Below are 22780 nucleotides of genomic sequence, written 5' to 3'. Positions count from 1 at the left end.
ACCCGCGCACATGGCAAATGACGTGAAGACGAAACCCAAGCGTTCCGAAACGAGCGAGACCTTTCGCTTCCTGCTGAAGCTCGCGCTGGTCGTGCTGATCTTGCGCAGCTTCATCTTCGCGCCGTTCAGCATCCCGTCCGAATCGATGCTGCCCCGCCTCCTGATCGGCGACTATCTCTTCGTCTCGAAGTGGAACTACGGCTATTCCCGCTGGTCGCTCCCCGCCGGGATCCCGCTGATTCCCGGCCGCATCTTCGGCAGCACCCCGACCCGCGGCGACGTCGTCGTCTTCCGCGCGCCCGAAGTGCTCGACCACGACGTCATCAAGCGCGTCATCGGCCTCCCCGGCGAGACGATCCAGATGCGCCAGGGCATCGTCTACCTCAACGGCAAGGCGATCCCGAAGCAGCGCATCGCCGACTTCACGATCCCGCTCACCGCCAATTTCAACGCCGAGAAATGCGGCGCGCCGTTCGTCGACGTCGTCGCCAACGTCCAGATCTGCCGCTACCCCCGCTTCCGCGAGACGTTGCCCGGCGGCCGCTCGTACGAAGTTCTCGACCAGGCCGAACTCCCCGACCGCGACGACACCGGGCTCTACACGATCCCCGCCGGCCACATCTTCGTGATGGGCGACAACCGCGACGACAGCGGCGACAGCCGTTTCCCCGCACCGAACGGCATGGGCTACGTCCCGCTCGCCAACGTCGAGGGCAAGGCGGTTGTCAACTTCTTCTCGACCGACGGCGACGCCGAATGGCTCAAACCCTGGACCTGGGTCAGCGCCGCCCGCTGGAGCCGTATCGGGGAAGGCTTTTGAGCGACCTAACCGGCTGGCTGAAGACGCTCTTCGGCCGCACACCGACCAATCTCGCCCCTATGAGCGCGCGCTGACGCACGGCAGCCAGGCCGCGGCAAACTACGAGCGACTCGAATTCCTCGGCGACCGCGTCCTCGGCCTGATCATCGCCGAATGGCTGTACGAGCTGTTCGCGACCGACCCCGAGGGCTCGCTGTCGAAGCGCCTCAACGCGCTCGTCACCGGTCCCGTCTGCGCCGACGTCGCCCGAGAACTCGGGGTCCGCGCGCATCTGAAGCTCGGCAAGCAGGCCCGCGACGACGGCGCGAGCGACAGCGACAACGTACTCGGCGACGTAATGGAGGCGCTGATCGGCGCCTGGTACCAGGAAGCCGGCCTGGACGCCGCGCGCAAGTTCGTCCGCGGCGCTTGGGGCGCCAGGGTGCAGGCCGGCGGCAAAGCCCCGCAGCACCCCAAGTCCGCCCTCCAGGAATGGGCCGCCGCCCACAACCGCAAGCCCCCGAATACACCATCGTCGAACGCACCGGCCCCGGCCACGCCCCCAAATTCACGATGCTCGTCTCGATCGGCAAGCTCGCCGAAGCCACCGCCACCGGCTCCAGCAAACAGGAAGCGGAGACTGCCGCCGCCAAGGCGTTGCTCGAGAAGCTGGGCTAAGAAGAGTTTTGTTCACGCGAAGGCGCAAAGGCGCGAAGGTGTTGCGCTCAGGTAATCGGGTCTCGCCCCAAACGGCTCCGAGATATTCGGCGGCGCATAATGAAGGCCGGCGCGAACCCCATCCACACCATCTTCGCGCCTTTGCGCCTTCGCGTGAACAAAACTGCCTTCTCGCGACGCGATGACGAACGGCGGTTTTTTCTGTACAGCCGAACGCAACACCAGTTCGAAAAGAGCATATGTGACTGAAACGAATACCAAGCCCGATACCAAGCATTGCGGCCTAGTCGCGATCGTCGGCGCGCCGAATGCGGGCAAGTCGACGCTCGTCAACGCGCTCGTCGGCCAGAAAGTCGCGATCGTCAGCCCCAAGGCGCAGACCACGCGCGCCAAGCTGATGGGTGTCGCGATCGAAGGCGACACGCAGATCCTGCTCGTCGATACCCCCGGCATCTTCGAGCCCAAGCGCCGCTTCGACCGCGCGATGGTCGCCGCCGCCTGGGGTGGCGCGGAAGGCTCCGACATCATCGCGCTGGTGGTCGACGCCAAGGGCGGCATCGGCGGCAAGGTCACCACGATCGTCGAATCGCTGGTCGGCCGTACCGAGCCGATCTGGCTGATCCTCAACAAGGTCGACCTCGCCGACAAGACCAAGCTGCTGATCCACGCCGAGAAACTCAACGCGCTGCTCCCCTTCGCCGAGACGTTCTTCATCAGCGCCGGCACCGGCGACGGCCTCGCGCACTTCAAGACGCAGCTCGCCAAGGCGATGCCCGAAGGTCCGTGGCACTACCCCGAGGACCAGGTCTCCGACTCGACCGAGCGCGCGCTGGCGTCCGAGGTCACCCGCGAGCAGCTCTATCTCCAGCTCCACGCGGAACTCCCCTACGCGAGCACGATCGAGACCGAGCAGTATATCGAGCGCCAGGACGGGTCGTTGGAAATCCACCAGCAGATCCTGGTCGAACGCCCGACGCAGCGCGCGATCGTCCTCGGCAAGGGCGGCGTCCGCATCAAGGAAATCGGCGCCCGCTCACGCATCGAACTCGCCTCGATTACCGGCAAGCCCGTCCACCTATACCTGCACGTAAAGGTAAAACCCGGCTGGGACGAAGACCGCGAAATCTACCGCGACATGGGCCTCGACTGGGTCGACTGACCCCCTGATCCTCCCCTGCAAGGGGAGGTGGCAGCCCGAAGGGATGACGGAGGGGTGTCGCCGTATCGAGAGCGGGTCACCCCTCCGTCTGGCTGCGCCAGCCACCTCCCCTTGCAGGGGAGGATCAGGCGTCCGACAAAACCTCCCCAACCCAAGCCGGCACCAACACCCCAGCCGCCCCGATCCGCGTTTCCTCGAAGAACACGCTCCCCATCGAAGGATCCAGGTTCAGCTCCAGCGTCCGCGCGCCATGATACGCCGCGGTCTGCACGAACCCCGCCGCCGGATACACCGCCCCCGAAGTCCCCACCGAAACGAACAGGTCGGCCTTCGCCAACGCCGCCTCGATCCGCTCCATCTGGTACGGCATCTCCCCAAAGAACACGATGTCCGGCCGACGCGCCGCCGCACCGCAAGCCCCACATACCGACTCCTCGGGCAAAGGCCCCGTCCAAGCCTCGCGCGCTCCACAAACAGCACACAGCGCCGACAACAGCTCCCCATGCATATGCAGCATCCGCGTCGCCCCCGCGCGCTCATGCAGGTCGTCGACATTCTGCGTGACGATCAGCAACTCGCCGTCCCAGGCGGCATCCAGCTGTGCCAGCGCCCGGTGCGCCGGATTGGGCTCAACCCCGCCAAAGCCGCTCGCCGCAGATCGTAAAACCGGTGCACCAACGCAGGATCCGCCGCGAGCGCCTCGGGCGTGCAGACATCCTCGACCCGGTGCCCCTCCCAAAGCCCGCCCGGCCCCCGAAACGTCGCGATCCCGCTCTCCGCCGAAATCCCGGCCCCGGTAAGAACGACGATGTTTCTGATGTCCTGCATCGCCACAGGATAAACCGCATTCTTGCAGTCCGGAAGGGCGCGCAGTCGCGACGCCATCTCCCATTTCTCGCCGCCAAGCCTATGATGTCTCATGCGCCGTTATGAAAAGCGTCAGCGTCTGCTGGCAATCGGGCTCGCTGCGCTGGCGGGATTCGTCGATGCGCTGGGGTTTCTGAAGCTCGGCGGTCTGTTCGTCTCGTTCATGAGCGGCAATTCGACGCGCTTTGCGGCGGGTATCACCGGTGTCGTGCCGGGCAGCCTGTTCGCGGGTGCACTGATCGCGGCGTTCGTCGGCGGGGTCATGGCCGGCGAAACCGTCGGGCGGCTCGCGGGACGACGGCGGAAGCAGGCGGTACTCGCGTTCGTGCTGGTCGCGCTGGCGATCGCCTCTGCGACGGCGACGCGCGGTGGTGACCTCGTTCTGGCGCCGCTGCTGATGGCGGTGGCGATGGGATCGGCGAACGCGGTGTTCCAGCGAGACGGCGAGGTCAGCGTCGGCGTCACCTACATGACCGGCACGCTCGTCAAGATCGGCCAGCACCTCACGACCGCGTTTGCCGGCGGTCCCCGCTTTGCCTGGGTGCCCTATCTCCTCCTGTGGCTGGGGTTGATCGGCGGAGCGACCGCGGGCGCCGCAGTGTTCCCCATCCTGGATCTGAAAGCGCTGTGGATCGCGGTCGCGCTCGCCGCGCTGCTACTCGTGGGTGCCGCCACGCTGGGAACTTCGCACGAGGAATAAGCGGTGAGCGGAATGGCCGGGTCGGGAAGGAAAGCGGTCAGGCTGCTATGGCCCCAGGTGACGATAGCGGACGTTGCGCCGCTCGTCCGTTTTCGAGGGGGCGCTCATCCGTGAAATTACTGAGCATGACGGAATGTCCAAGTGACACCTCCCGCCGCCCGGGTTAGGCGGCTCCCGTGCAACTAGGTCGGTATCTTCTGGCGCAACGCCACCTGACCGTGTTGATCTGTGCGGCGACGCTGCTGCTGAAGCTGCTGGTTCCGACCGGCTACATGATCGCGAACGATCACGGTCGCTTCACCATCACCATCTGCTCAGGCATCGCACCCGCGGCGGCGGCAATGGACATGCCAGGAATGCACGGCGACATGCCCGATCACGGCAAGTCGAAGGAACACGGCAAGCCCGAGATGCCCTGTGCGTTCTCGGGGCTGTCCGCAGCCGTTCTGAGTCCGGTCGATCCGATCCAGCTTGCTGCGCTGATCGCCTTCGTCCTGGCCATCGGTCTGACGGCGACCGTTCCGCCAGCCCCTCCCGGCCGGCGTTCCTGCGGCCACCCTTGCGCGGTCCTCCGGCCTACCTCTGACCTGTCATTCTGTGCCGCTGCACGCGGCGCTTTCATGAATTGCGGCCTGGTGCATGTCATGCACCGGGCCGGTCGAAGGTAATCCCATGATCCGAACGTTTTTGCTGGCCAGCGTTGCTGCGCCGTGCCTGCTGCTGGCCGTCCCGGCCAGCGCACAGACCCGCGACACTGCTGACGAGCGAACCGATGCGACGATCATCGTCACCGGCCAGCGCGATCCGCTCAAGCTGAACGATCAGACACAAGCCGGCAGCCGTCTCGGTCTGACGATCCGCGAGACGCCCGCGAGCATCGAGGTGCTGACGCAGGACGATCTACAAGTGCGCGGACTGCGTACCGCGCGCGAGACGTTCAACGACGTGGTGGGCGCCGTCGCCGGCAACGTTCCCGGCAACCCGGCGGTCGTCTCGATGCGCGGCTTCGTCGGCAATACCGTGTCGATCCTTCAGGACGGGGTGCGGGTGTCCGCTTCGACCGTCGTGCAGCGTGACAGCAACAACTGGCACTACGACCGGATCGAAGTGCTGAAGGGACCGGCGTCCGTCCTCTATGGCGAAGGCGCATTGGCCGGTGTCATCAATAAGGTGACGCGCAAACCGGTCCTGGGCGAACGCCATCTCGATACGCTCCTGTCGGTCGGGAGCTTCGACACGGTGTTCGCGGCCGGCGGGGTCAACCTGCCGGTGTCGTCGACGATCGCGGTGCGCGCCGACGCCAGCTACCAGCGGTCGGACAGCCTCTACGACGTCGATAACAACGACACCTTATCGGCCGGTCTGACCGCGAGCGCGCTATGGAAGCCGAGCGACCGCCTGTCGGTGCTGGTCGCGGTCGATCATTTCGAGGATCGCTATGACGCGACCTATCAGGGCCTGCCCCTGATCCCCGGCCAATACGCCCTGCGTCCGACCGATGCAGTGACGAGCGCCAACGGCCTGGTCGCCGATCGCGCGCTGCGACGCCGCAATTACAATCCGCAGGGGGCCTATTCCGGCGCCGACGAGACGACGGTGCGCTCGCGGCTCGACTGGTCGATCGGCAGCGGCTGGACCTTCGCGCTCGACCTGACCGGCTATACCGCGAAGCGCGATTTCCTGCTGGCGGACAGCCAGGCCTTCGTTGCGCCTGCCACGGCGTTTCCGAACGGCAGCTTCCGCCAGACCTATCAGGATTTCCGGCACGATCACCAGTTCTGGAATGCGCGCGGGGTCGTTGGCAACGACAGCGTCATCGCGGGCCTGCGCAACCGTTTCACCTTGGGCGTCGAGCATAACGACACCGATTTCGTTAGCTTGCGTCAGACGGCGCCCGTCTCGGCCCTGCCGGCGGTGGACGTGCGGAACCCTGCGATCATACCCTACCCACGGGGACGGCGATCTTCACCGCCGGCAACGTCACCTTCGATTCCAAGCTCAAACAGACCTCGGTGTTCGCGGAAGACGCGCTGAACCTGACCCCCAAATGGCTGCTGGTCGGCGGGGTACGCTGGGATCACATGGAGCTGGACCGGACGACGATCCAGAACGTGGGCGGCGCGGTCGATCGCAACAGCCAGACCTTCAACCCCATATCCTGGCGGGCGGGGACGACCTGGGACGTGACGTCCGGTCTGACCCTCTATGCGCAATATACGACCGCGGTATCGCCGGTGTCGTCGATCCTGCTGGCCTCGATCGCGAACAGCCGGTTCCGACTGACCACGGGCCGCGCCTACGAAGCTGGTTTCAAGGCGAGCGCATGGGGCGGGCGGGCAAGCGTCACAGGTGCCGCCTACCGGATCGAACAGCGCGATATCCTGACCCGCGATCCGACCAACCCGGCCTTGGCCGTACAGGGCGGGCGGCAATCCTCGCAGGGAGTCGAGCTGTCCGGCGTCCTCTCCCCAATAAAGCCACTGCGCCTCTCGGGCGGCGTCTCCTATACCGACGCGCAATATGACGAACTGTCGGAGCTGGTGAGCGGGGTGCGGATCGATCGGAGCGGCAACCGCCCGATCAACATACCCTCTACGACGGTCAACGCCTCGGCGCTCTACACCATTGCGGACAAGGTGACGCTGGGCGGGTTTCTGCGTCATGCCAGCGCCTTCTATACGGATACCGCCAACACTATCCGCGTTGCTGGCCATACCGTGCTGGATGCAAGCCTGTCGTTCCCGGTCGCACCACGGGCAACCGTGACGCTGCGCGGGCGGAACCTGACGGACGCCTTTTATGGCGAGTATTCCGGCTACCCCGCCACCAACGTCTATATCGGCGCGCCGCGATCGTTCGAGGTCGCGCTGGCGACGCGGTTCTGAGCATGGCCAGGCACCGTCGATCGGCAGCGTCGCGCGCGCGTATCTTCGTGCGCCGCGTCCATCTCTGGCTGGGGTTGAGCGTCGGGCTGCTGTTCGTGGTGCTGGGCCTCACCGGGTCGGCGCTGGTCTTCTACACCGGCATCGACACGGCGCTTCATCCTGCGATCCAGGCCGGGCGCAACGATCCCGCACCCGATCTGAACGCGCGCGTTTGGGATCGCGCGCTGGCGACCGGGCGGGGGCGCTGGCACGACACGGGCGGCAAGTGGACGCTTGAAGTAACGGGTGAGGGCGGTGCGATCCCGGCGCGCTATTATCCGGCGCCCGGCCGCCATGGCGACCGGATGATGGTCTCGTTCTCGGCCGATGGCACGCGCGTCATTCGTGCCGAACCGTGGGGCGGCTACCTCATGAGCTGGCTCTATCAGCTCCACATGCAACTGCTCGCCGGCGAGTTCGGCAGTCAGGTAGTCGGCTGGTCGGGTGTAGCGATGCTGATGCTGCTAGCCAGTGGCATGCTGGCCTGGTGGCCGCGCGGGAGTTGGCGCAAGGCCTCGCCTTCAAGCGCGACGCGGCGTCGATCCGGCGCTTGCGCGACCTTCACAAACTGTCCGGTGTGTGGAGCATGATGCTGCTCTTCGTGCTGGTCGCGACCGGCGTGCTGCTGGCGTTGCCCGCGGTCACACAGGCCCTGCTGGCGCCCGCGGCGATACCTGCCCCAAAGTCGCGTGCCCCGAAATCGCGCGACGGGGAGCCGGGCAGATCTCGATCGTCCAGGCACTCCACGCAGCGCACCGGGCGCTGCCGGACGGTCACGTCGTGTTCGTCGATGTGCCCAGCGCGCCTGACGCGGCAATCCGGGTACGGCTTCAGGTGCCCGGCGATCCCCATCGGCGCTTCCCGGCAGCTATGTCTTCATCGACCAGTTTTCGGGCGGGGTACTGGCGACGCATGATGTTCGGCGTGCCGGGACCGGAACCGCCGTAGCGAGCTGGGTACGCACGCTACACGACGGCACGATCGGCGGTATAACCACGCGGGTCCTCGCGGTCCTGCTCGGACTCGTTCCGTCGGTGCTTTTCGTGACCGGCATTCTCCACTGGCTCCGCCGGCGGGCAGCCCGACATACGTGAACGAATGGCTGCTTTCAGCGACAGGCATTGCGCTTCGAAACGTCCGCTAAGGGCGAACCCGCCAAGATCATCGTCGCCGAGCTCCGCCAGTTTTCGCTGTCCTACACGCGACCTTGAAGTCACGCTCGGTCCTCGGCTCTTTCAAATCGTCGATCACAGCCCTGGTGCAAAGCCGATCATGCTTTGCACACCGCTCGGCTCTTTGCCCCCTCCACGAAAGAGCGCGCGTTGGCCTAACCCACCCTAACCTTCTTTGCAGCCGGGCCCGTACTGATGGCGTGCCGACGCCCCCTCGGTCTTCATAAATCGCCCGAACGCGGCTAAGACGCGCGCATTCCCGCATCCCCGCATCCGCAAAGGCGCTGCATGACCGTCATCACCGAAGCCGACCTGATCGAAAGCGTCGCCGACGCGCTCCAGTTCATCAGCTACTACCACCCGATGGATTACATCCGCGCATTGGGCGTCGCGTACGAGGCCGAGCAGAGCCCCGCCGCCAAGGATGCGATAGCGCAGATCCTGACCAACAGCCGGATGTGCGCGGAAGGCCATCGCCCGATCTGCCAGGATACGGGGATCGTCACGATCTTCGTCAAATGGGGCCAGGATTGCCGGCTCGATTCGACCCGCTCCTTGCAGGAGGTCGTCGATGAAGGCGTGCGGAAAGCCTATCTCAACCCCGAGAACAAGTTGCGCGCGTCGATCCTCGCCGATCCCGCCTTCACCCGCCGCAATACCAAGGACAACACGCCCAGCGTCATGCATGTCGAGATGGTGCCCGGCAACACCGTCTCGATCGACGTCGCGGCGAAGGGCGGCGGCAGCGAGAACAAGTCGAAGTTCAAGATGATGAACCCGAGCGATTCGATCGTCGACTGGGTGCTCGAGATGATCCCGCAGATGGGCGCCGGCTGGTGCCCGCCGGGTATGCTCGGCATCGGCATCGGCGGCACCGCGGAAAAGTCGATGATCCTCGCCAAGCAGTCGCTGATGGGGTCGATCGACATGGCGCAGCTGAAGGCGCGAGGCCCCAAGAACGACATCGAGGCGCTGCGGATCGAGATTTACGACAAGGTCAACGCTCTCGGCATCGGCGCGCAGGGGCTGGGCGGCCTCTCCACCATCCTCGACGTCAAGATTTTCGACTGGCCGACGCACGCCGCGTCGAAGCCGGTCGCGATGATCCCGAACTGCGCCGCCACGCGCCACGCGCATTTCGTGCTCGACGGTTCGGGCCCGGTGTATCTGGAAGCGCCGAAGCTGGAGGAGTGGCCCGACGTCAACTGGACGCCCGACAAGGCCGCGATCCGGGTCGATCTTGACACGCTGACGCCCGAAGTCGTGCAGACGTGGAAGCATGGCGACCGCCTGCTGCTCAACGGCAAGATGCTCACCGGGCGCGACGCGGCGCACAAGCGGATCGCCGACATGCTGGCGAAGGGCGAACCGCTCCCGGTCGATTTCGCGGGCCGCGTGATCTATTATGTCGGGCCGGTCGATCCGGTCGGCGACGAGGTGGTCGGCCCCGCCGGCCCCACCACCGCCACGCGGATGGACAAGTTCACGCGGATGATGCTCGACCAGGGCCTGCTCGCGATGGTCGGCAAGGCCGAGCGCGGCGCCGACGCGACCAAGGCGATCGCCGAACGCAAGTCGGCCTATCTGATGGCGGTCGGCGGCGCTGCCTATCTCGTCGCGCGCGCGATTAAGGGGAGCAAGGTCGTCGGCTTCGAGGATCTCGGGATGGAGGCGATCTACGAATTCGAAGTCGCCGATTTCCCGGTGACCGTCGCGGTCGATTCCGCGGGCGAGAACGTCCATCAGCTTGCGCCTCTGGTCTGGCGCGAGAAGATCGCACGCGAAGGGTTGCTGACACCGGCATGACGACGCGGGTTCGCAGAAGGGGCAGGGGCCCGTCCGGTGGATCGCCTCCATCCTCCTTCTGCTTGCTGTCGCAATTATCTACGCGCCACAGCTACTCGCGTTTCCGTACAAGCAGCGGATAGGCACCGTCACCGTCTATGCCGAGCGCCCGATCGGTCCGCGGATCGGCAGCGAACTGGCGCGTGCCGAGGGTTTGTTGCGCGCCAGTCCAGTCTACACCGGTCCGCTAGAACGCGGATGCTGAAAGTCTTCGCACGACCGATCCGGGCGCATCGTCCCTGGTATATTACGACGTCCGTCGACGGGTCGAGGCGGCGTTGCAGGCTAATGGCGGATCGGCCGACGCGTTGTTCGCCGGTCGCTGAACGAACCTTTTCGAACGCACCTTGGCCAGTCCCGTTGGTGACACTAACCCTATCGGAGCACCCTATCATGCCCAAGACCGCAATCGCCCTCGTGGCCGCCTTGGCCCTCGCGACCTCCGCATCGGCGCAGTCCAGCGCACCGCAATCGGCGTCGTCGCAAAATGGTCTTGGCGGACTTGGTGGGCTCGGCGATCTGGGCGGACTCGGCGGCTTGCTCGGTGGTGCGTTGCCGAGCGTCGGATCGATCGGCGCCGGCAATGCTGCCGGACTGCTAGGCTATTGCCTGAAGAACAATCTGCTCGGGCAGGGCGGAGCGCTCGGCGCGCTCACCGGCGGACGGAATGCCGCGGCACGAGCGGGCAGCTCGACGAATGCGCCGGCCACCGGCGCGCAGTCGATCCTCCAGCGCCTGACTGGGCGGCAGGGCGTAAGAACGTCGCCGGGCTACGCGGCGGGACAAGAAGGCGAGGTGCAGGCGCCGAACGGGCAGGCGTTCTCGCTCGACGATCTGGGCGGGCAGGTGAAGACGCGGATGTGCAGCATCGTGCTCAACCGGGCGAAGGCGTTCCTTTAAAGGGGCGACCGCGGGCTAAGGGCGGCCGGGGCGCAACGTGCGCGGCAGTTAAAGCTGGAAGCATAAGCCAGTCCCTCCGTCGTGCCCGTTCCGTCGTACCATATCTCACGTCATCCTGACGAAAGTCAGGACCCAGAGTAATGGGTTACTGTCCTATGGGACCCTGGGTTCTGACTTTCGTCAGGATGACGATGTGGGCGTGGGACGTTTTCGCGTCCTCCGCTGCTTCAGGGTTAGCCCGATGCGCGCTCTAATTTCGGGTTCTCACCGTTAAGGCAGAACACAAGTGATGACGGGTGCGCCGCAGGCGTTGGTCACCCGCTCAGCCTGCGCCTGCCAATATCGTCAGCTAGGAAAAGGCGGGGTGGCTTCGACGACGGCGAACGTCGTTGGTTCCCGCAACATTGTCGTAAATGGCAGTTGGGTCGATCATCGCAACCAAGCACACCCGCACAAATGAAAAGAGGCTGCCGGATCGTCTCCCGACGACCCGACAACCTCCTGACATGGTCAGCGGCCGGAGAGCTCCAGCCCGGAGGACCATGCGTACCGCTTATCCTATGGACCACGTGTTGACTGGGAGAGGATACTCCCCACGCGGACCGGCGGCGTTAGCGGTGCGTCCCCCGAACGAACCGAACCGAACTCACTGCTGAACCATGAGACATCGGATCACCTCCTTTCGCTTGTTGAAACAACGCGGCCAAGCCCGACCGCAGCCGCAATGTGTGCCGACCGCGCATGCGATACAAGTCTTGTTTTGTGGAAGTTTTCGGCCGATCTTATCCGACTGTCGCTTGGCCGATATCAGCTACGACAATCCTCGGTCACGCGCTCGATCTCGGCCCAGGATGGCACCACGAGCGGTGGCATTCCGGCCTGCTGGACGACGAACCGCCCGCGACTGAACCCCATCGCCTCCAGCAAGGAATCGTTCGGCATCAGTGCGGCCGCGACATAAGGCGGTGTGCCACCGGTCGGCTGGACGGACACGGCGCGCGTCACGCTCGACGTGCGGATCGTCATCGGGGTCGCCGTTGTGCCCGCACGCGACAGATAGACCTGGCGCGCCGCGGTATCGCAGCGCAGCGTCAGCGACGCGTCGGCATTCGCCGGACCGAACAGCGCGATCGAGCCGCGGGCGTCGCGGCGATAGACCCAGGTGCCCGGCGAATACGGCCAATCGCGCCAGTCCGCGGCGATCGGTACCGGGCGCGGCGCCGGCGCGGGGGCGGCGCGACGGTGCGCGGCGGCGGCGGCGCTTCCGCCCGCGGCGGTGGGACGCAGCCGGCAATCGACGCGAGCGTCGCCAGACCGGCAAGGCGCGCCAGGACAGGGGCTGGCAAGCGATCGCAAGCCGACGAGGTGAGGGGACGGAGTGCGCATCGCATCGCTATGCGGCACGCCCGGCGGTCGCTCAAGTACGACGAAGCGCTCTAGGCGGGAACCGCCGCACGGTGGTACCGGTTCAGCGACGGAAGAAATCAGGAGAACGCTCATGTCCGATACCGCCGCCCAGACCCCGACCCAGTTGCTCGTCCAGTCGAACATCTCGGGCACGATGAAAGTCGAGAGCCGCGACGGCGACGCTGTCGGCTCGGTCCACGCGTTCATGGTCCACAAGGGCACCGGCCGCGTCACGCACGCCGTGCTCAGCCTCGGCGGCTTCCTCGGCATGGGCAAGAGCTTCTACCCGCTGCCGTTCGCGCTGCTCAATTCGACGCGGTCCGCGACCTCTACGTCGTAACGATCGACAAGCGCGTCCTCGAAGGCGGTCCGAGCTGGTCCAACAACGCACCTGTCTTCGACCAGGCTTATGCCGACCGCGTGGCGAGCTATTACGGGTCGAGCAGCGAGGACCTCGTCGTCGGCTAAATTTCGATCGCCGCGCGGTCACGTGCCGCGCGGCGTTGAGCTTTTCGCTCGGCCTTCCAGAAAAATCCGTTTAAACGTCCGTAAGTGTCTACGCCATTCAAGGATGCGGTTAGCTGACCCTTGTAGATGTGCGCCCGGTTGCCTCAAGCTGCAAATTTGGCTGCGTATATCGCGGGTCGATACCGGGGCTCGGGGATATCAAAACCGTGTTCCCGCGCAGTTTCCAGCCATCCCGTCACCGCATCGCGAATATTCAAGATGGCTTCGTCGGGCGTGTCGCCATGCGCCGAGCAAGGGCGAAGATCGGGCACGTCTGCTATCCAGCAGGCGTCGTCCGCCGACCAGAATACATTGATGTGATAACGCGGGTCGCTCATTCGTCGATACTCAAATCATATTCTTCGACCATATCAAGAAATTGGTCGATTTGGTAGCGCTTGGCGTCCTTGCCAGATGGCTGGATAGGAAAGGGTCTCGGGACCGATTTGTGAACGTACTGCCGATGACTGCCTATGGTCCGGGCATGTCGAAATCCGAACGCTGCCAGTAGCCGCTCGAAATCGCGGAAGGGCAATGTGCCGCTTCGGTTGTCCAGCAACCACGCGTATAGTTTCGATATCCGGGTCATTCGACGAGCTTCCGTTTAGGCATAGCGTAAAGACTATCGTCCGCCGCCCGTGGAAACTCGTCAAACGGATAAATGCGAATTACATCACCGCGACCGCGAGCCTCCCATTCGCATCTTTTGGCTCTTCCCGTAACGCGTCTTCCGCGTGCCCGGCTTGCCTTCGTTCGAACGCCCCATGACTGGCGCCTTCTGCTGGTCGACCGGTAGGCCCAGTTCCTCGTTCTCCAGCTGGCGGATCTCGTCGCGCAGACGCCCGGCGGTCTCGAACTCCAGATCGCTCGCGGCCTTGCGCATCTGCTTTTCGAGATCCTCGATGTACGCGCGCAGGTTGTGGCCGACCATGTGCGGACGGTCCTCGTCGATCGGGATCGTCACCTGATCCTGGCTCGCCACGTGCGCGATGATGTCACCGATGTTGCGGCGGATCGTCGTCGGGGTGATGCCGTGTTCGGTGTTGTACGCGACCTGCTTCTCGCGGCGGCGCGCGGTTTCGTTCATCGCCCGCTCCATCGATCCGGTGACGCGGTCGGCGTAGAGGATCACGCGACCGTCGACGTTGCGTGCCGCACGGCCGATCGTCTGGATCAGCGACGTTTCGGAGCGCAGGAAGCCCTCCTTGTCCGCATCGAGGATCGCGACCAGCCCGCATTCGGGTATATCGAGCCCCTCGCGCAACAGGTTGATGCCGATCAGCACGTCGTACACGCCCAGCCGCAAGTCGCGGATCAGTTCGATACGCTCCAGCGTCTCGACGTCACTGTGCATGTAGCGGACCTTGATTCCCGCCTCATGCATATATTCGGTCAGGTCCTCCGCCATCCGTTTGGTGAGCGTGGTGACGAGCGTGCGGTAGCCGAGCGCCGTGGTCTTGCCGACCTCGACGATCAGGTCCTGGACCTGTTCCTCGACCGGCTTGATCTCGACGGGCGGATCGATCAGCCCGGTCGGGCGGATGACCTGTTCGGCGAACACGCCGCCGGTCTGCTCCATCTCCCAGCTGCCCGGCGTCGCCGAGACATAGGTGGTCGGCGGCCGCATCGCGTCCCATTCGTTGAAGCGCAGCGGGCGGTTGTCGATCGCGCTCGGCAGGCGGAAGCCATATTCGGCCAGCGTCAGTTTGCGACGGTGATCGCCGCGCGACATGCCGTTGATCTGGCCGATCGTGACGTGACTCTCGTCGACGAACAGCAATGCGTTGTCGGGCAGATATTCGAACAGCGTGGGAGGCGGCTCGCCCGGCATGCGGCCGGTGAGGAAGCGCGAGTAATTCTCGATCCCCGCGCAGGAGCCGGTCGCCGCGATCATCTCGAGATCGAAGTTGGTGCGCTGCTCGAGACGCTGGGCTTCCAGCAACTTGCCCTCCAGCACCAGCTCCTTCAGCCGCTCGGCCAGCTCGTGCTTGATCGCCTCGCCCGCCTGTTTCAGCGTGGGGCCGGGGTCACGTAATGCGAGTTCGCATAGACGCGCACCGAGTTCAGCGACGCGACCTTCTTGCCGGTCAGCGGGTCGAATTCGGTAATCTCCTCGATATCGTCGCCGAAGAACGAGATGCGCCACGCGCTGTCCTCGTAATGCGACGGGAAAATCTCCAGCGTGTCGCCCTTCACGCGGAAATTGCCGCGCTGGAATGCCGCGTCGTTGCGCTTGTACTGGAGCGCCACGAGCTTGCGCACGATTTCGCGCTGGTCGACTGTCGTGCCCTTTTTCAGGTCGAAGATCATCGCCGAATAGGTCTCGACCGAGCCGATGCCGTACAGGCACGACACTGACGCGACGATGATCACGTCGTCGCGTTCGAGGAGTGCACGCGTCGCGGAATGCCGCATCCGGTCGATCGACTCGTTGGTCGACGATTCCTTCTCGATGTACGTGTCGGAGCGCGCGACATACGCCTCGGGCTGGTAATAATCGTAATAGCTGACGAAATATTCGACCGCGTTTTCGGGGAAGAACGACTTCATCTCGCCGTACAGCTGCGCGGCCAAGATCTTGTTGGGCGCGAGGATCAGCGCAGGGCGTTGGACGCGGTTGATGACGCTGGCCATCGTGAAGGTCTTGCCCGAGCCGGTGACGCCGAGCAGCACCTGGTCCTTCTCCCCGTCGGCGATCGCTGAGACCAGTTCGGCGATCGCGGTAGGCTGGTCGCCGGCGGGTTCGTATTCGCTGACGAGCTTGAACCGCTTGCCGCCCTCGACCTTGTCGGGGCGCGCGGTCGGGCGGTGGGGCACGAAGGTGTCGCCGGTTTCAGGCTCGGCGAGGCTGGTGCGGATCTGAATGGCCATTGAGGGGGAATATGGGGAACAGACGGCGAGTCGGCAACGGCTAGCGTTCTTCCGCGGAGGAGGCGGCGCAAGGCGGTTCGACCTTCAAGAATCCTCCCCGCCAGGGGGAGGTGGCTGGCACTTGCCAGACGGAGGGGGAGGCAGGCGCAACGGCTGTCGCGTGTCCTCCCCCTCCGACGCCTTCGGCGCCACCTCCCCTGGCGGGGAGGATTTCTTAAGGCCGACTGTCGTGGGCTTGGCGCTGTTTGTGTCAGGCCAAGGTTTGAGCTGTTGTTGACCCACCGCACGCACGCCAATACTGCGACCGTTTCGCAAGCATTGACCCGCCAGCGCGATTCTGCGCGGCCGAAGGAATAGACGCATGACCGCCCCGACCGTCGAAGCAAGCCGCGCCCCCGTGCTGATCCCCGAGACGCCCGCGTTCCTCAACGCCAAGGTACTGTGGGTGCGTCACTGGAACGAACACCTGTTCAGCTTCGCGATCGAGCGGCCCTCGACCTTCCGCTTCCGCTCGGGCGAGTTCGTGATGATCGGCCTCCCCAGGAGGCGGCAAGCCGATCATGCGCGCCTATTCGATCGCGTCCCCGCATTATTCGGAGGAGCTGGAGTTCCTGTCGATCAAGGTCGAGGACGGCCCGCTGACCTCGAAGCTCCAGCTGATCCAGCCCGGCGACGAAGTGTATCTCGGCAAGAAGCCGACCGGCACGCTGGTGCTCGACGCGCTGCTGCCGGGGAAGCGGTTGTTCATGTTCTCGACCGGCACCGGCCTCGCGCCGTTCCTCAGCCTGATGCGCGATCCCGACGTCTACGCGGCGTATGAGCAGGTGATCGTCGTGCACAGCGTGCGGCGCGTGAGCGACCTCGCCTATCACGACGAGATGGTCGCGTTGCTGGCGGACGACCCGCTGATCGCGGAAGAAGCGCAGACGCAGTTTCACTATATCCCGACGGTGACGCGCGAGCCGTTCCGCACCACGCGCCGGATCGGTGCGCTGATCGAGGATGCGTCGCTGTTCGGCCATCCGGTGCGCGGCGATCAGAAGCTCAACCCCGAGACCGATCGTGCGATGCTTTGCGGCTCGACCGAGATGATCAAGGAATTCGCAGTGATGCTCGAGGCGAACGGCTTCGAGGAGGGGGCGAATTCGAAGCCGGGTACGTTCGTGATCGAGCGCGCGTTCGTCGGCTGACGGCCCTAAGGTTTGTGTTCCCCCGCGAACGCGGGGCCCAGGGATTACGGTAGCGTCGAATGCCGGGAGAGTTCGGGCCTGGACCCCGCGAAGGCGGAGGAGCAGCCAGTTGCCTCTCCCGCTCAACCCACGAATACTCGCCTCAAACAAAGAGGAGAGACCCATGATCGGTTACGCGACGCTCGGCACCAACGACATCGACTCGGCGCTGGCGTTCTACGACGCGCTGCTGGCGACAGCTGGCGGCAAGCGGCTCATGCAGATGCCCGACGATCGGAAGCTGACCTTCTACGGCGCCGGCGCAGGAAGCCGATGCTGGCGATCGGCAAGCCGTATGACGGGCAGGACGCGACCGCCGGCAACGGAACGATGGTCGCCCTGTCGGCCGACTCGCGCGAGCAGGTCGATCAGGTCTACGCCAAGGCGATCGAACTCGGCGGCGCAGACGAGGGCGCACCGGGCTCGCGCGGTCCCGAGCAGATGGGCTTTTACGGCGCCTATTTCCGCGATCCAGACGGCAACAAGCTCTGCGTATTCAAGATGGGGTGAGGGCGGGCACGATTGAGGGAGATACCACCCCGGCGGAGGCTGGGGCCCAGTTGGAAAGGTGGCGGTAACGAGGGGCTGTCCACCATTAGCAGCCTTCCCCAATTGGGCCCCGGCCTTCGCCGGGGTGGTGTGTTTGCCATTGCAGCGAAGGCGCCAGCTTCTCTGAGGTCTACCGCAACGCACGAACCTGCGGCGTATCGAGACACTTGAGCAACGTCGCTCTCGCCATAGGCGCAGTCGCCGCCGGCTTTACATACCCCGCAACCTCGACCGGCCGCCCGATCGCCACCGGCGCAAACCCGCTCTGCCCCGTACACCGCATCGCCGCCGCCAGCAGTTTCGGCGGCGTGTCATACCCCTCGAACGACAACCGGAACGTCCCCCAGTGGATCGGAATCGCGTGCGCCGCGCCCAGCCGCCGATACACTTCGACCGCATCGACCGGCCCGATATGGCTGCCCGACTCCATCTGCCCATCGACGAACCGGAACGCACCGATCGGGATCAGCGCCAGCCGGATCGGCCCCAGCGCCGCCGCCTCGACCGGCCACTGACCGTCGCCCATCCCGGTATCGCCTGCAAAGAACACATTCCCACCCGGCAGCGTCACGACGAAGCTCGACCACAAGGCGCGGTTGCGATCGGTAAACCAACGGCTGCCCCAATGATGGTTGCGCGTCACCGTTACGGCGACACCCGGCTTGATCGCCACCCGCTGCCCCCAGTCGAGCGCGGTCGCCGCCGCCCCGGTCTGGCCGATCACGCTGTCATTGCCCAGACTGGTGACGATCCGCGGCCGATCGCGCTGCCAGAGGCGTTGCAGCGTCACCTTGTCGAGATGGTCGTAATGATTGTGGCTGACCAGCACGAGATCGATTTTTGGCAGCGCATCGAACGCGATCCCCGGCTCGGCGACGCGACGCGGCCCTGCGCCGAGCGGCCCTGCCGTCTCCGCCCAGACCGGATCGGTGAGGATGTTGAGCCCCTGCGTCTGGACCAGCACACTCGCATGGCCGATCCACGTCACGATCATCCGGTCGCCCTCGACGCGTGCGGGCGGGGAATGCGGTTGACCGCGACCGTCTTCGGCCACGTGGGTCGGCCATCGCTGGCGGTGAAATAGCGCCAGAAAAGCCCGCGCGCCCACCACCGGCGGGCTGGATCTGCTGCGTATCGGCGTCGTTGTCGGGATTGGCGAAGCGCTCGCCGTCGAAATGGGCACTAGTCGGCCCGCGGTAATAGATGCGGTCGAGGAAGCGCGGGACGATCGCCACCGCCAGCGCCAGAACCACGATCGCCAGCAGCACGATGCCTCCGACGACCTTCAACACCTGACGCACGCCGTTCCCCTATCCGTTGCTGGTCCAACGCATCGTGCCGAGCATCGTTCAGACCGCTTGGCGCGGATGCACAACCCCGATAGCCTTCCGTCAAGGGGAATCGGAAAATGCGCAAGTTTATCATCGGGCTGTTGCTCGCGACCGCGCTTCCTGCGTTGGCGGAGGCGAAGACCGTCGCGGTCGAGGAGCAGTCGATCGACCAGCTCCAGGCGATGATGGCGTCAGGCAAGGCGAGCAGCGTCGATCTCGTCCGCGCCTATCTCGCGCAGATCGCGGCGATGGACCGAACCGGGCCGACCTTGCGCAGCGTGATCGCGCTCAACCCAGATGCACTCGCGCAGGCGAAGGCGCTCGATGCCGAACGCAAGGCCGGGCGCATACGCGGTCCGCTCCACGGCGTGCCGGTGCTGATCAAGGACAATGTCGAGACCGCCGACCCCATGCCGACCACCGCGGGCAGTCTCGCGCTGAAAAACAATCTGACCCGCCGCGACGCGCCCGTGGTCGCGCAGCTCCGCGCGGCGGGGGCGGTGATCCTGGGGAAGACCAATCTCAGCGAGTGGGCGAACATCCGCTCGACCCGGTCGATGAGCGGCTGGAGCGCGGTCGGCGGCGGTCCGCAGCCCCTACGCGCTCGACCGGACCGCGTGCGGATCGTCGAGCGGAGCCGGAGCGGCGATCGCGGCGAGCTTCGCAGCGGCGGCGATCGGGACGGAGACCGATGGCTCGGTGGTGTGTCCGTCGTCGATCAACGGGCTGGTCGGGTTGAAGCCCACGCTCGGCCTCGTCAGCCGCACGCACGTCGTCCCGATCAGCCACAGCCAGGATACGCCCGGCCCGATGGCGCGCAGCGTCCGCGACGTGGCGACGCTGTTCTCTGCGATGATCGCTGCTGATCCGGCGGACGCGGCGACCGCGGGGGCGGGCGCGTACAAGCGCGACTATGCGGCGGGGCTGTCGACGAGCGCACTCTCCGGGCTGCGCATTGGTGTGATCCGACCGGAGATGACCGCGGACCTTGCGGCGCGGTACCAGGCGGCGCTCGACGTGCTGAAGGCCGCGGGCGCGGTGCTGGTCGAGGTGAAGCAGCCCAAGCTCGACGGGCTCGGCGAGGCGGAACTGCTGGTGCTCCAGACCGAGCTGAAGGCCGATCTCGACACCTATCTCGCGACCACGCCCGCGGCGGTGCGCACGCGGACGCTCGATCAGGTCATCGCGTTCAACGCTGCCAACGCGGCAACGGAAATGCCGTTCTTCGCGCAGGAAACGTTCGAGGCCGCGGCCAAAACCAAGGGGTTGAACGACCCGGCGTACAAGGCGGCGCGTGCGAAATCGTTGCGGCTGGCGGGCGCGGAGGGGATCGACGCGATGCTCAAGGCTGCAGGGGCGACGGTATTGGTCGAGCCGACCTATGGCCCGGCGTGGCTCAGCGAGCCGGTGTACGGCGATCAATATGGCGGGCCGAGTTCGAGCGGGCTGCCGGCGGTCGCGGGGTATCCCAACCTGACGGTGCCGATGGGGCTGGTGCGCGGGTTGCCGGTCGGCCTGTCGTTCATCGCGACGAGATACGGTGACGCGGCGGTGCTGGGCGCCGGGTATGCGTATGAGCAGAGAGCGAAGGCTCGGGTCGCGCCGCGGTATCTGCCGACTGCCGATGTCGGCCCCGGCCTCGACGCCGCCCGCTAAACTCACGATCCTCCCCCGCCAGGGAGAGGTGGCACCACAGGTGACGGAGGGGAGGACACGGAACGCCCGTTTTCCCTTTCCTCCCCCTCCGTCTGGCAAGAAGCCAGCCACCTCCCCTGGCGGGGGAGGATCGTGGAGTCAGCCCATTCGGTTGGCGAAATTCCACTGCCACAGCATCAGCAGCGGCACGACCACCGTCTCCATTACCAGCCCGAGCACATGCCCCTGCGACGGCACGCCCACCGCCAGCAGAGAAATCCCGCGCGATACGCCGCCGACGAAGATCAGCCCGCCCAGCAGCCGAAACCGCGGCCCCTTCCGCTCGATATCCGGAATACAGCTCAGAAACCCGAGGCCGGTCGCAAAGAATATCCCCGAGATATACCGGAAATGGCTGTCCAGATCGCGCGGCACTTCGGCGAGATGCCCGAACGGCGCGGGGCCGAGCAGCACGCCTTGGCCGCCGACGATCAGCGGCAACAGGCACGCGACGGCGATGACGGCTTGCAGCAGGCGCTTCTCGATCATGGCAGGTCCCGCAGCAATTCCGGCCGGATCCGGAAGGCCCGCAACGACATCCTGACCTCGAAGATAAACGAGACAAGCGCTGCGATCAGCAGGATCATCGCGAGGATGAAGCACAAGGCGACCGCCGTACCGAAATGCAGCTTGGCAAGTTCGGCGATGAAGAGGAGCGCGATCAGCACGCAGGTCATGATCGCGCTGGATACCGCCAGGAACAGCGCGGCGTTGATGATCGTCATCCGCCGGTCGAGCAACCGCAGCTCCCAGCCGTAGCGAGTCCGCTCGGCGGCGGAGAAATTGGGGTGCAGCTGCTCCAGTTTGCGCGCCCGGTCGATCACCCGTGACAGGCGTCCCGCGAGTACGTTCAGCAGCTGGCCGATGCCGGCAAGCATGAACACCGGCGCGAGCAGAGCTGGATCGTCTGGGCGATGGTCGAGATGGCGGGAATGGTCGGCATGCCGCCACCATGATGGGGAATGCCGGATTGCAAAAGGGGCGATTGCAAAACAGCATGCAATCGTAACCTTCTGCGCGGTATCTAGCGGGCAATGTCCAAGCCGATGCTCCTGGCCGACTTCGTCCGGCTGCCGCCCAACGTCCGCGGCGACGTGGTCGAGGGCTTGCCGCCGCGATCGACATCGTCGCGGAGCGGGGCGCGCACAGCCACCGCTTCCTGCGCTTCGGCTGGTACGCCGCCGCGCTCGCTGCCTATGGCGGACAGGCGCGGACGCTGGTGGTCGAGCAGGACGACGCGCCGGTCCTGACGCTGCCGTTCGTGCCGCTGGGTCCGCGCATGTTCGGGATGGCGACGATCCCCGGCTGCTACTGGCCGTTCCGCAGCTTCGGCCTCGCGCTCGAAGCCGGCGAGACCGCGCTGAAGACCGCGCTGTCGACGCTGGCGAACCACGTCAACGGCCTGAGGATCGGCCCGGTCTATGACACCGATCCCGCCGCGACCGCGCTGATCGCGGCCGCTCGCGCGCAAGGCTGGACCGCGATCGACCGCACCATCGGCGACAACTGGTCGCTCGACCTGCCGCTGGCGAGAGAAGGCCAGCCCTGGCCGCGCACCTCGACGCTGCGCAAGAACCGCTTCCACGAAAAGCACCTTGCCGAACACGGCGTACCCGATTGGCGCTTCCTGTCGGGTGCGGACTGGCCCGCCGCGTTCGCCGATCTCGGCGCGATCGAGCAGACGAGCTGGATCGCGCACGACACCGATCGCACCGGCATGAAGTTCACCGCCGACGGGCATCTCGCCTTCTGGCAGGCTGCGGTCGCCGATCCGGTGCTTGCCGCGATGTTCCGCGCCGCGCTGCTGACGGTCGACACTAGGCCCGCCGCCTTCTCGTTCGACATCGACACCGGCGAACTGCTGTACGCGGTCGCCAACAGCTACGACCCACGCTTCGCCAAGCATTCGCCGGGCAAACTGCTCTACTGGCGCAACCTGGTCGCGGCGCGCGATCGCGGTATCCGCCGGGTCGACTGGGGCGCGGGCGACAGCGGCTACAAGCAGGTCATAGGCGCCACGATCGACGCGCCGATCCGCGACTGGCTGTTGTTGCGCCCTGGCCTGCCGGCATTCGTCGGTCGCCTGTTCGGCTGGGTCTGGCGGCGCAGCGCTACATCCTGAGCGCGCGGTCGTGGCCGGTAAGCTC

General features: G+C 65.6%; 17 protein-coding genes and 8 pseudogenes. 16 read left to right on the top strand and 9 right to left on the bottom strand.

Annotated elements, in window-relative coordinates; translation table 11 throughout:
- Positions 1 to 10: 10 nt before the first annotated feature.
- The 3 genes and pseudogenes from lepB to era all read left to right on the top strand — a co-directional run bounded on the left by lepB (position 11) and on the right by era (position 2636).
- Positions 11 to 820: a signal peptidase I gene (lepB, locus tag AC0IX7_RS12275; protein ID WP_471813867.1), complete on the top strand. Its 810-nt coding sequence runs from the start codon at positions 11 to 13 to the stop codon at positions 818 to 820.
- Positions 757 to 1477, top strand: a pseudogene (rnc, locus tag AC0IX7_RS12270) (ribonuclease III). The gene lepB and the pseudogene rnc overlap by 64 nt, the downstream one beginning before the upstream one ends.
- 241 nt (positions 1478 to 1718) lie before the next feature.
- Positions 1719 to 2636, top strand: coding sequence for a GTPase Era (era, locus tag AC0IX7_RS12265; protein ID WP_353443548.1), 918 nt, complete (start codon positions 1719 to 1721; stop codon positions 2634 to 2636).
- Between the two features lie 124 nt (positions 2637 to 2760).
- Here the strand turns inward: era and AC0IX7_RS12260 are convergent.
- A pseudogene (locus tag AC0IX7_RS12260) lies at positions 2761 to 3464 on the bottom strand (NAD-dependent deacylase).
- A 91-nt stretch (positions 3465 to 3555) separates the two neighbouring features.
- Here AC0IX7_RS12260 and AC0IX7_RS12255 point away from each other — a divergent pair.
- The 8 genes and pseudogenes from AC0IX7_RS12255 (at position 3556) to AC0IX7_RS12220 (ending at position 11044) form a co-directional block, all read left to right on the top strand.
- A complete protein-coding gene (locus AC0IX7_RS12255; RefSeq protein ID WP_471812138.1) occupies positions 3556 to 4203 on the top strand; it encodes a YoaK family protein in 648 nt (215 codons plus the stop codon).
- A gap of 176 nt (positions 4204 to 4379) precedes the next feature.
- Positions 4380 to 4871, top strand: a complete 492-nt coding sequence (locus tag AC0IX7_RS12250) for a hypothetical protein (protein WP_471812136.1) — start codon at positions 4380 to 4382, stop codon at positions 4869 to 4871.
- Between the two features lie 4 nt (positions 4872 to 4875).
- Positions 4876 to 6237: a TonB-dependent siderophore receptor gene (locus AC0IX7_RS12245; RefSeq protein WP_471812134.1), complete on the top strand. Its 1362-nt coding sequence runs from the start codon at positions 4876 to 4878 to the stop codon at positions 6235 to 6237.
- Positions 6216 to 7088, top strand: coding sequence for a TonB-dependent receptor (locus AC0IX7_RS12240; RefSeq protein WP_471812132.1), 873 nt, complete (start codon positions 6216 to 6218; stop codon positions 7086 to 7088). Before AC0IX7_RS12245 ends, AC0IX7_RS12240 begins: the two co-directional genes overlap by 22 nt.
- A gap of 2 nt (positions 7089 to 7090) precedes the next feature.
- Positions 7091 to 8043: pseudogene (locus AC0IX7_RS12235) on the top strand (PepSY-associated TM helix domain-containing protein).
- A pseudogene (locus AC0IX7_RS12230) lies at positions 8000 to 8221 on the top strand (PepSY domain-containing protein); the annotation flags it as partial. The pseudogenes AC0IX7_RS12235 and AC0IX7_RS12230, both read left to right, overlap by 44 nt.
- A gap of 366 nt (positions 8222 to 8587) precedes the next feature.
- A complete protein-coding gene (locus tag AC0IX7_RS12225; protein ID WP_471812130.1) occupies positions 8588 to 10105 on the top strand; it encodes a fumarate hydratase in 1518 nt (505 codons plus the stop codon).
- Between the two features lie 432 nt (positions 10106 to 10537).
- Positions 10538 to 11044 (top strand): DUF2501 domain-containing protein, encoded by a 507-nt coding sequence (locus tag AC0IX7_RS12220; RefSeq protein WP_471812128.1) that lies wholly within the window; start codon positions 10538 to 10540, stop codon positions 11042 to 11044.
- An 807-nt stretch (positions 11045 to 11851) separates the two neighbouring features.
- Here the strand turns inward: AC0IX7_RS12220 and AC0IX7_RS12215 are convergent.
- Complete coding sequence (locus tag AC0IX7_RS12215) at positions 11852 to 12430, bottom strand: hypothetical protein (protein ID WP_471812126.1); 579 nt, start codon at positions 12428 to 12430, stop codon at positions 11852 to 11854.
- A 112-nt stretch (positions 12431 to 12542) separates the two neighbouring features.
- Between AC0IX7_RS12215 and AC0IX7_RS12210 the strand changes: the two genes are divergently transcribed.
- Complete coding sequence (locus tag AC0IX7_RS12210; RefSeq protein WP_471812124.1) at positions 12543 to 12791, top strand: PRC-barrel domain-containing protein; 249 nt, start codon at positions 12543 to 12545, stop codon at positions 12789 to 12791.
- A gap of 271 nt (positions 12792 to 13062) precedes the next feature.
- On the opposite strand, the gene AC0IX7_RS12205 is transcribed toward AC0IX7_RS12210, so the two are convergent.
- The 3 genes and pseudogenes from AC0IX7_RS12205 to uvrB all read right to left on the bottom strand — a co-directional run bounded on the left by AC0IX7_RS12205 (position 13063) and on the right by uvrB (position 15829).
- On the bottom strand, positions 13063 to 13296 hold the full coding sequence (locus AC0IX7_RS12205; RefSeq protein ID WP_471812122.1) for a type II toxin-antitoxin system HicB family antitoxin: 234 nt from the start codon (positions 13294 to 13296) through the stop codon (positions 13063 to 13065).
- Positions 13293 to 13547, bottom strand: a complete 255-nt coding sequence (locus tag AC0IX7_RS12200; RefSeq protein WP_471812120.1) for a type II toxin-antitoxin system HicA family toxin — start codon at positions 13545 to 13547, stop codon at positions 13293 to 13295. The genes AC0IX7_RS12205 and AC0IX7_RS12200 overlap by 4 nt, the downstream gene beginning before the upstream one ends.
- 84 nt (positions 13548 to 13631) lie before the next feature.
- Positions 13632 to 15829 (bottom strand): annotated as a pseudogene (gene uvrB / locus AC0IX7_RS12195) (excinuclease ABC subunit UvrB).
- Between the two features lie 361 nt (positions 15830 to 16190).
- On the opposite strand from uvrB, the pseudogene AC0IX7_RS12190 reads away from it, so the two are divergent.
- Positions 16191 to 17019, top strand: a pseudogene (locus AC0IX7_RS12190) (ferredoxin--NADP reductase).
- 312 nt (positions 17020 to 17331) lie between these two features.
- A complete protein-coding gene (locus AC0IX7_RS12185) occupies positions 17332 to 17568 on the top strand; it encodes a VOC family protein (RefSeq protein WP_471812119.1) in 237 nt (78 codons plus the stop codon).
- A gap of 169 nt (positions 17569 to 17737) precedes the next feature.
- Here AC0IX7_RS12185 and AC0IX7_RS12180 read toward each other — a convergent pair.
- Positions 17738 to 18899, bottom strand: a pseudogene (locus AC0IX7_RS12180) (MBL fold metallo-hydrolase).
- A 116-nt stretch (positions 18900 to 19015) separates the two neighbouring features.
- Here AC0IX7_RS12180 and AC0IX7_RS12175 point away from each other — a divergent pair.
- Positions 19016 to 20594 (top strand): annotated as a pseudogene (locus AC0IX7_RS12175) (amidase).
- Positions 20595 to 20732: 138 nt separating this feature from the next.
- Here the strand turns inward: AC0IX7_RS12175 and AC0IX7_RS12170 are convergent.
- From AC0IX7_RS12170 to AC0IX7_RS12160, 3 genes are all read right to left on the bottom strand, one after another.
- A complete protein-coding gene (locus AC0IX7_RS12170; RefSeq protein ID WP_471812118.1) occupies positions 20733 to 21122 on the bottom strand; it encodes a DUF4345 domain-containing protein in 390 nt (129 codons plus the stop codon).
- Positions 21119 to 21511, bottom strand: coding sequence for a DUF2721 domain-containing protein (locus AC0IX7_RS12165; protein WP_471812117.1), 393 nt, complete (start codon positions 21509 to 21511; stop codon positions 21119 to 21121). Before AC0IX7_RS12165 ends, AC0IX7_RS12170 begins: the two co-directional genes overlap by 4 nt.
- A gap of 146 nt (positions 21512 to 21657) precedes the next feature.
- Positions 21658 to 21786, bottom strand: coding sequence for a hypothetical protein (locus AC0IX7_RS12160; protein WP_471813992.1), 129 nt, complete (start codon positions 21784 to 21786; stop codon positions 21658 to 21660).
- A 66-nt stretch (positions 21787 to 21852) separates the two neighbouring features.
- Here AC0IX7_RS12160 and AC0IX7_RS12155 point away from each other — a divergent pair, with 66 nt between their 5' ends.
- A complete protein-coding gene (locus AC0IX7_RS12155; protein ID WP_471813865.1) occupies positions 21853 to 22755 on the top strand; it encodes a GNAT family N-acetyltransferase in 903 nt (300 codons plus the stop codon).
- The last annotated feature ends 25 nt before the right edge of the window (positions 22756 to 22780 follow it).

It is taken from the genome of Sphingomonas sp. AC411 (assembly GCF_979253035.1).
Note: the sequence above shows the minus strand (reverse complement) of the source record. Positions and strands in the feature narration are given on the sequence as shown.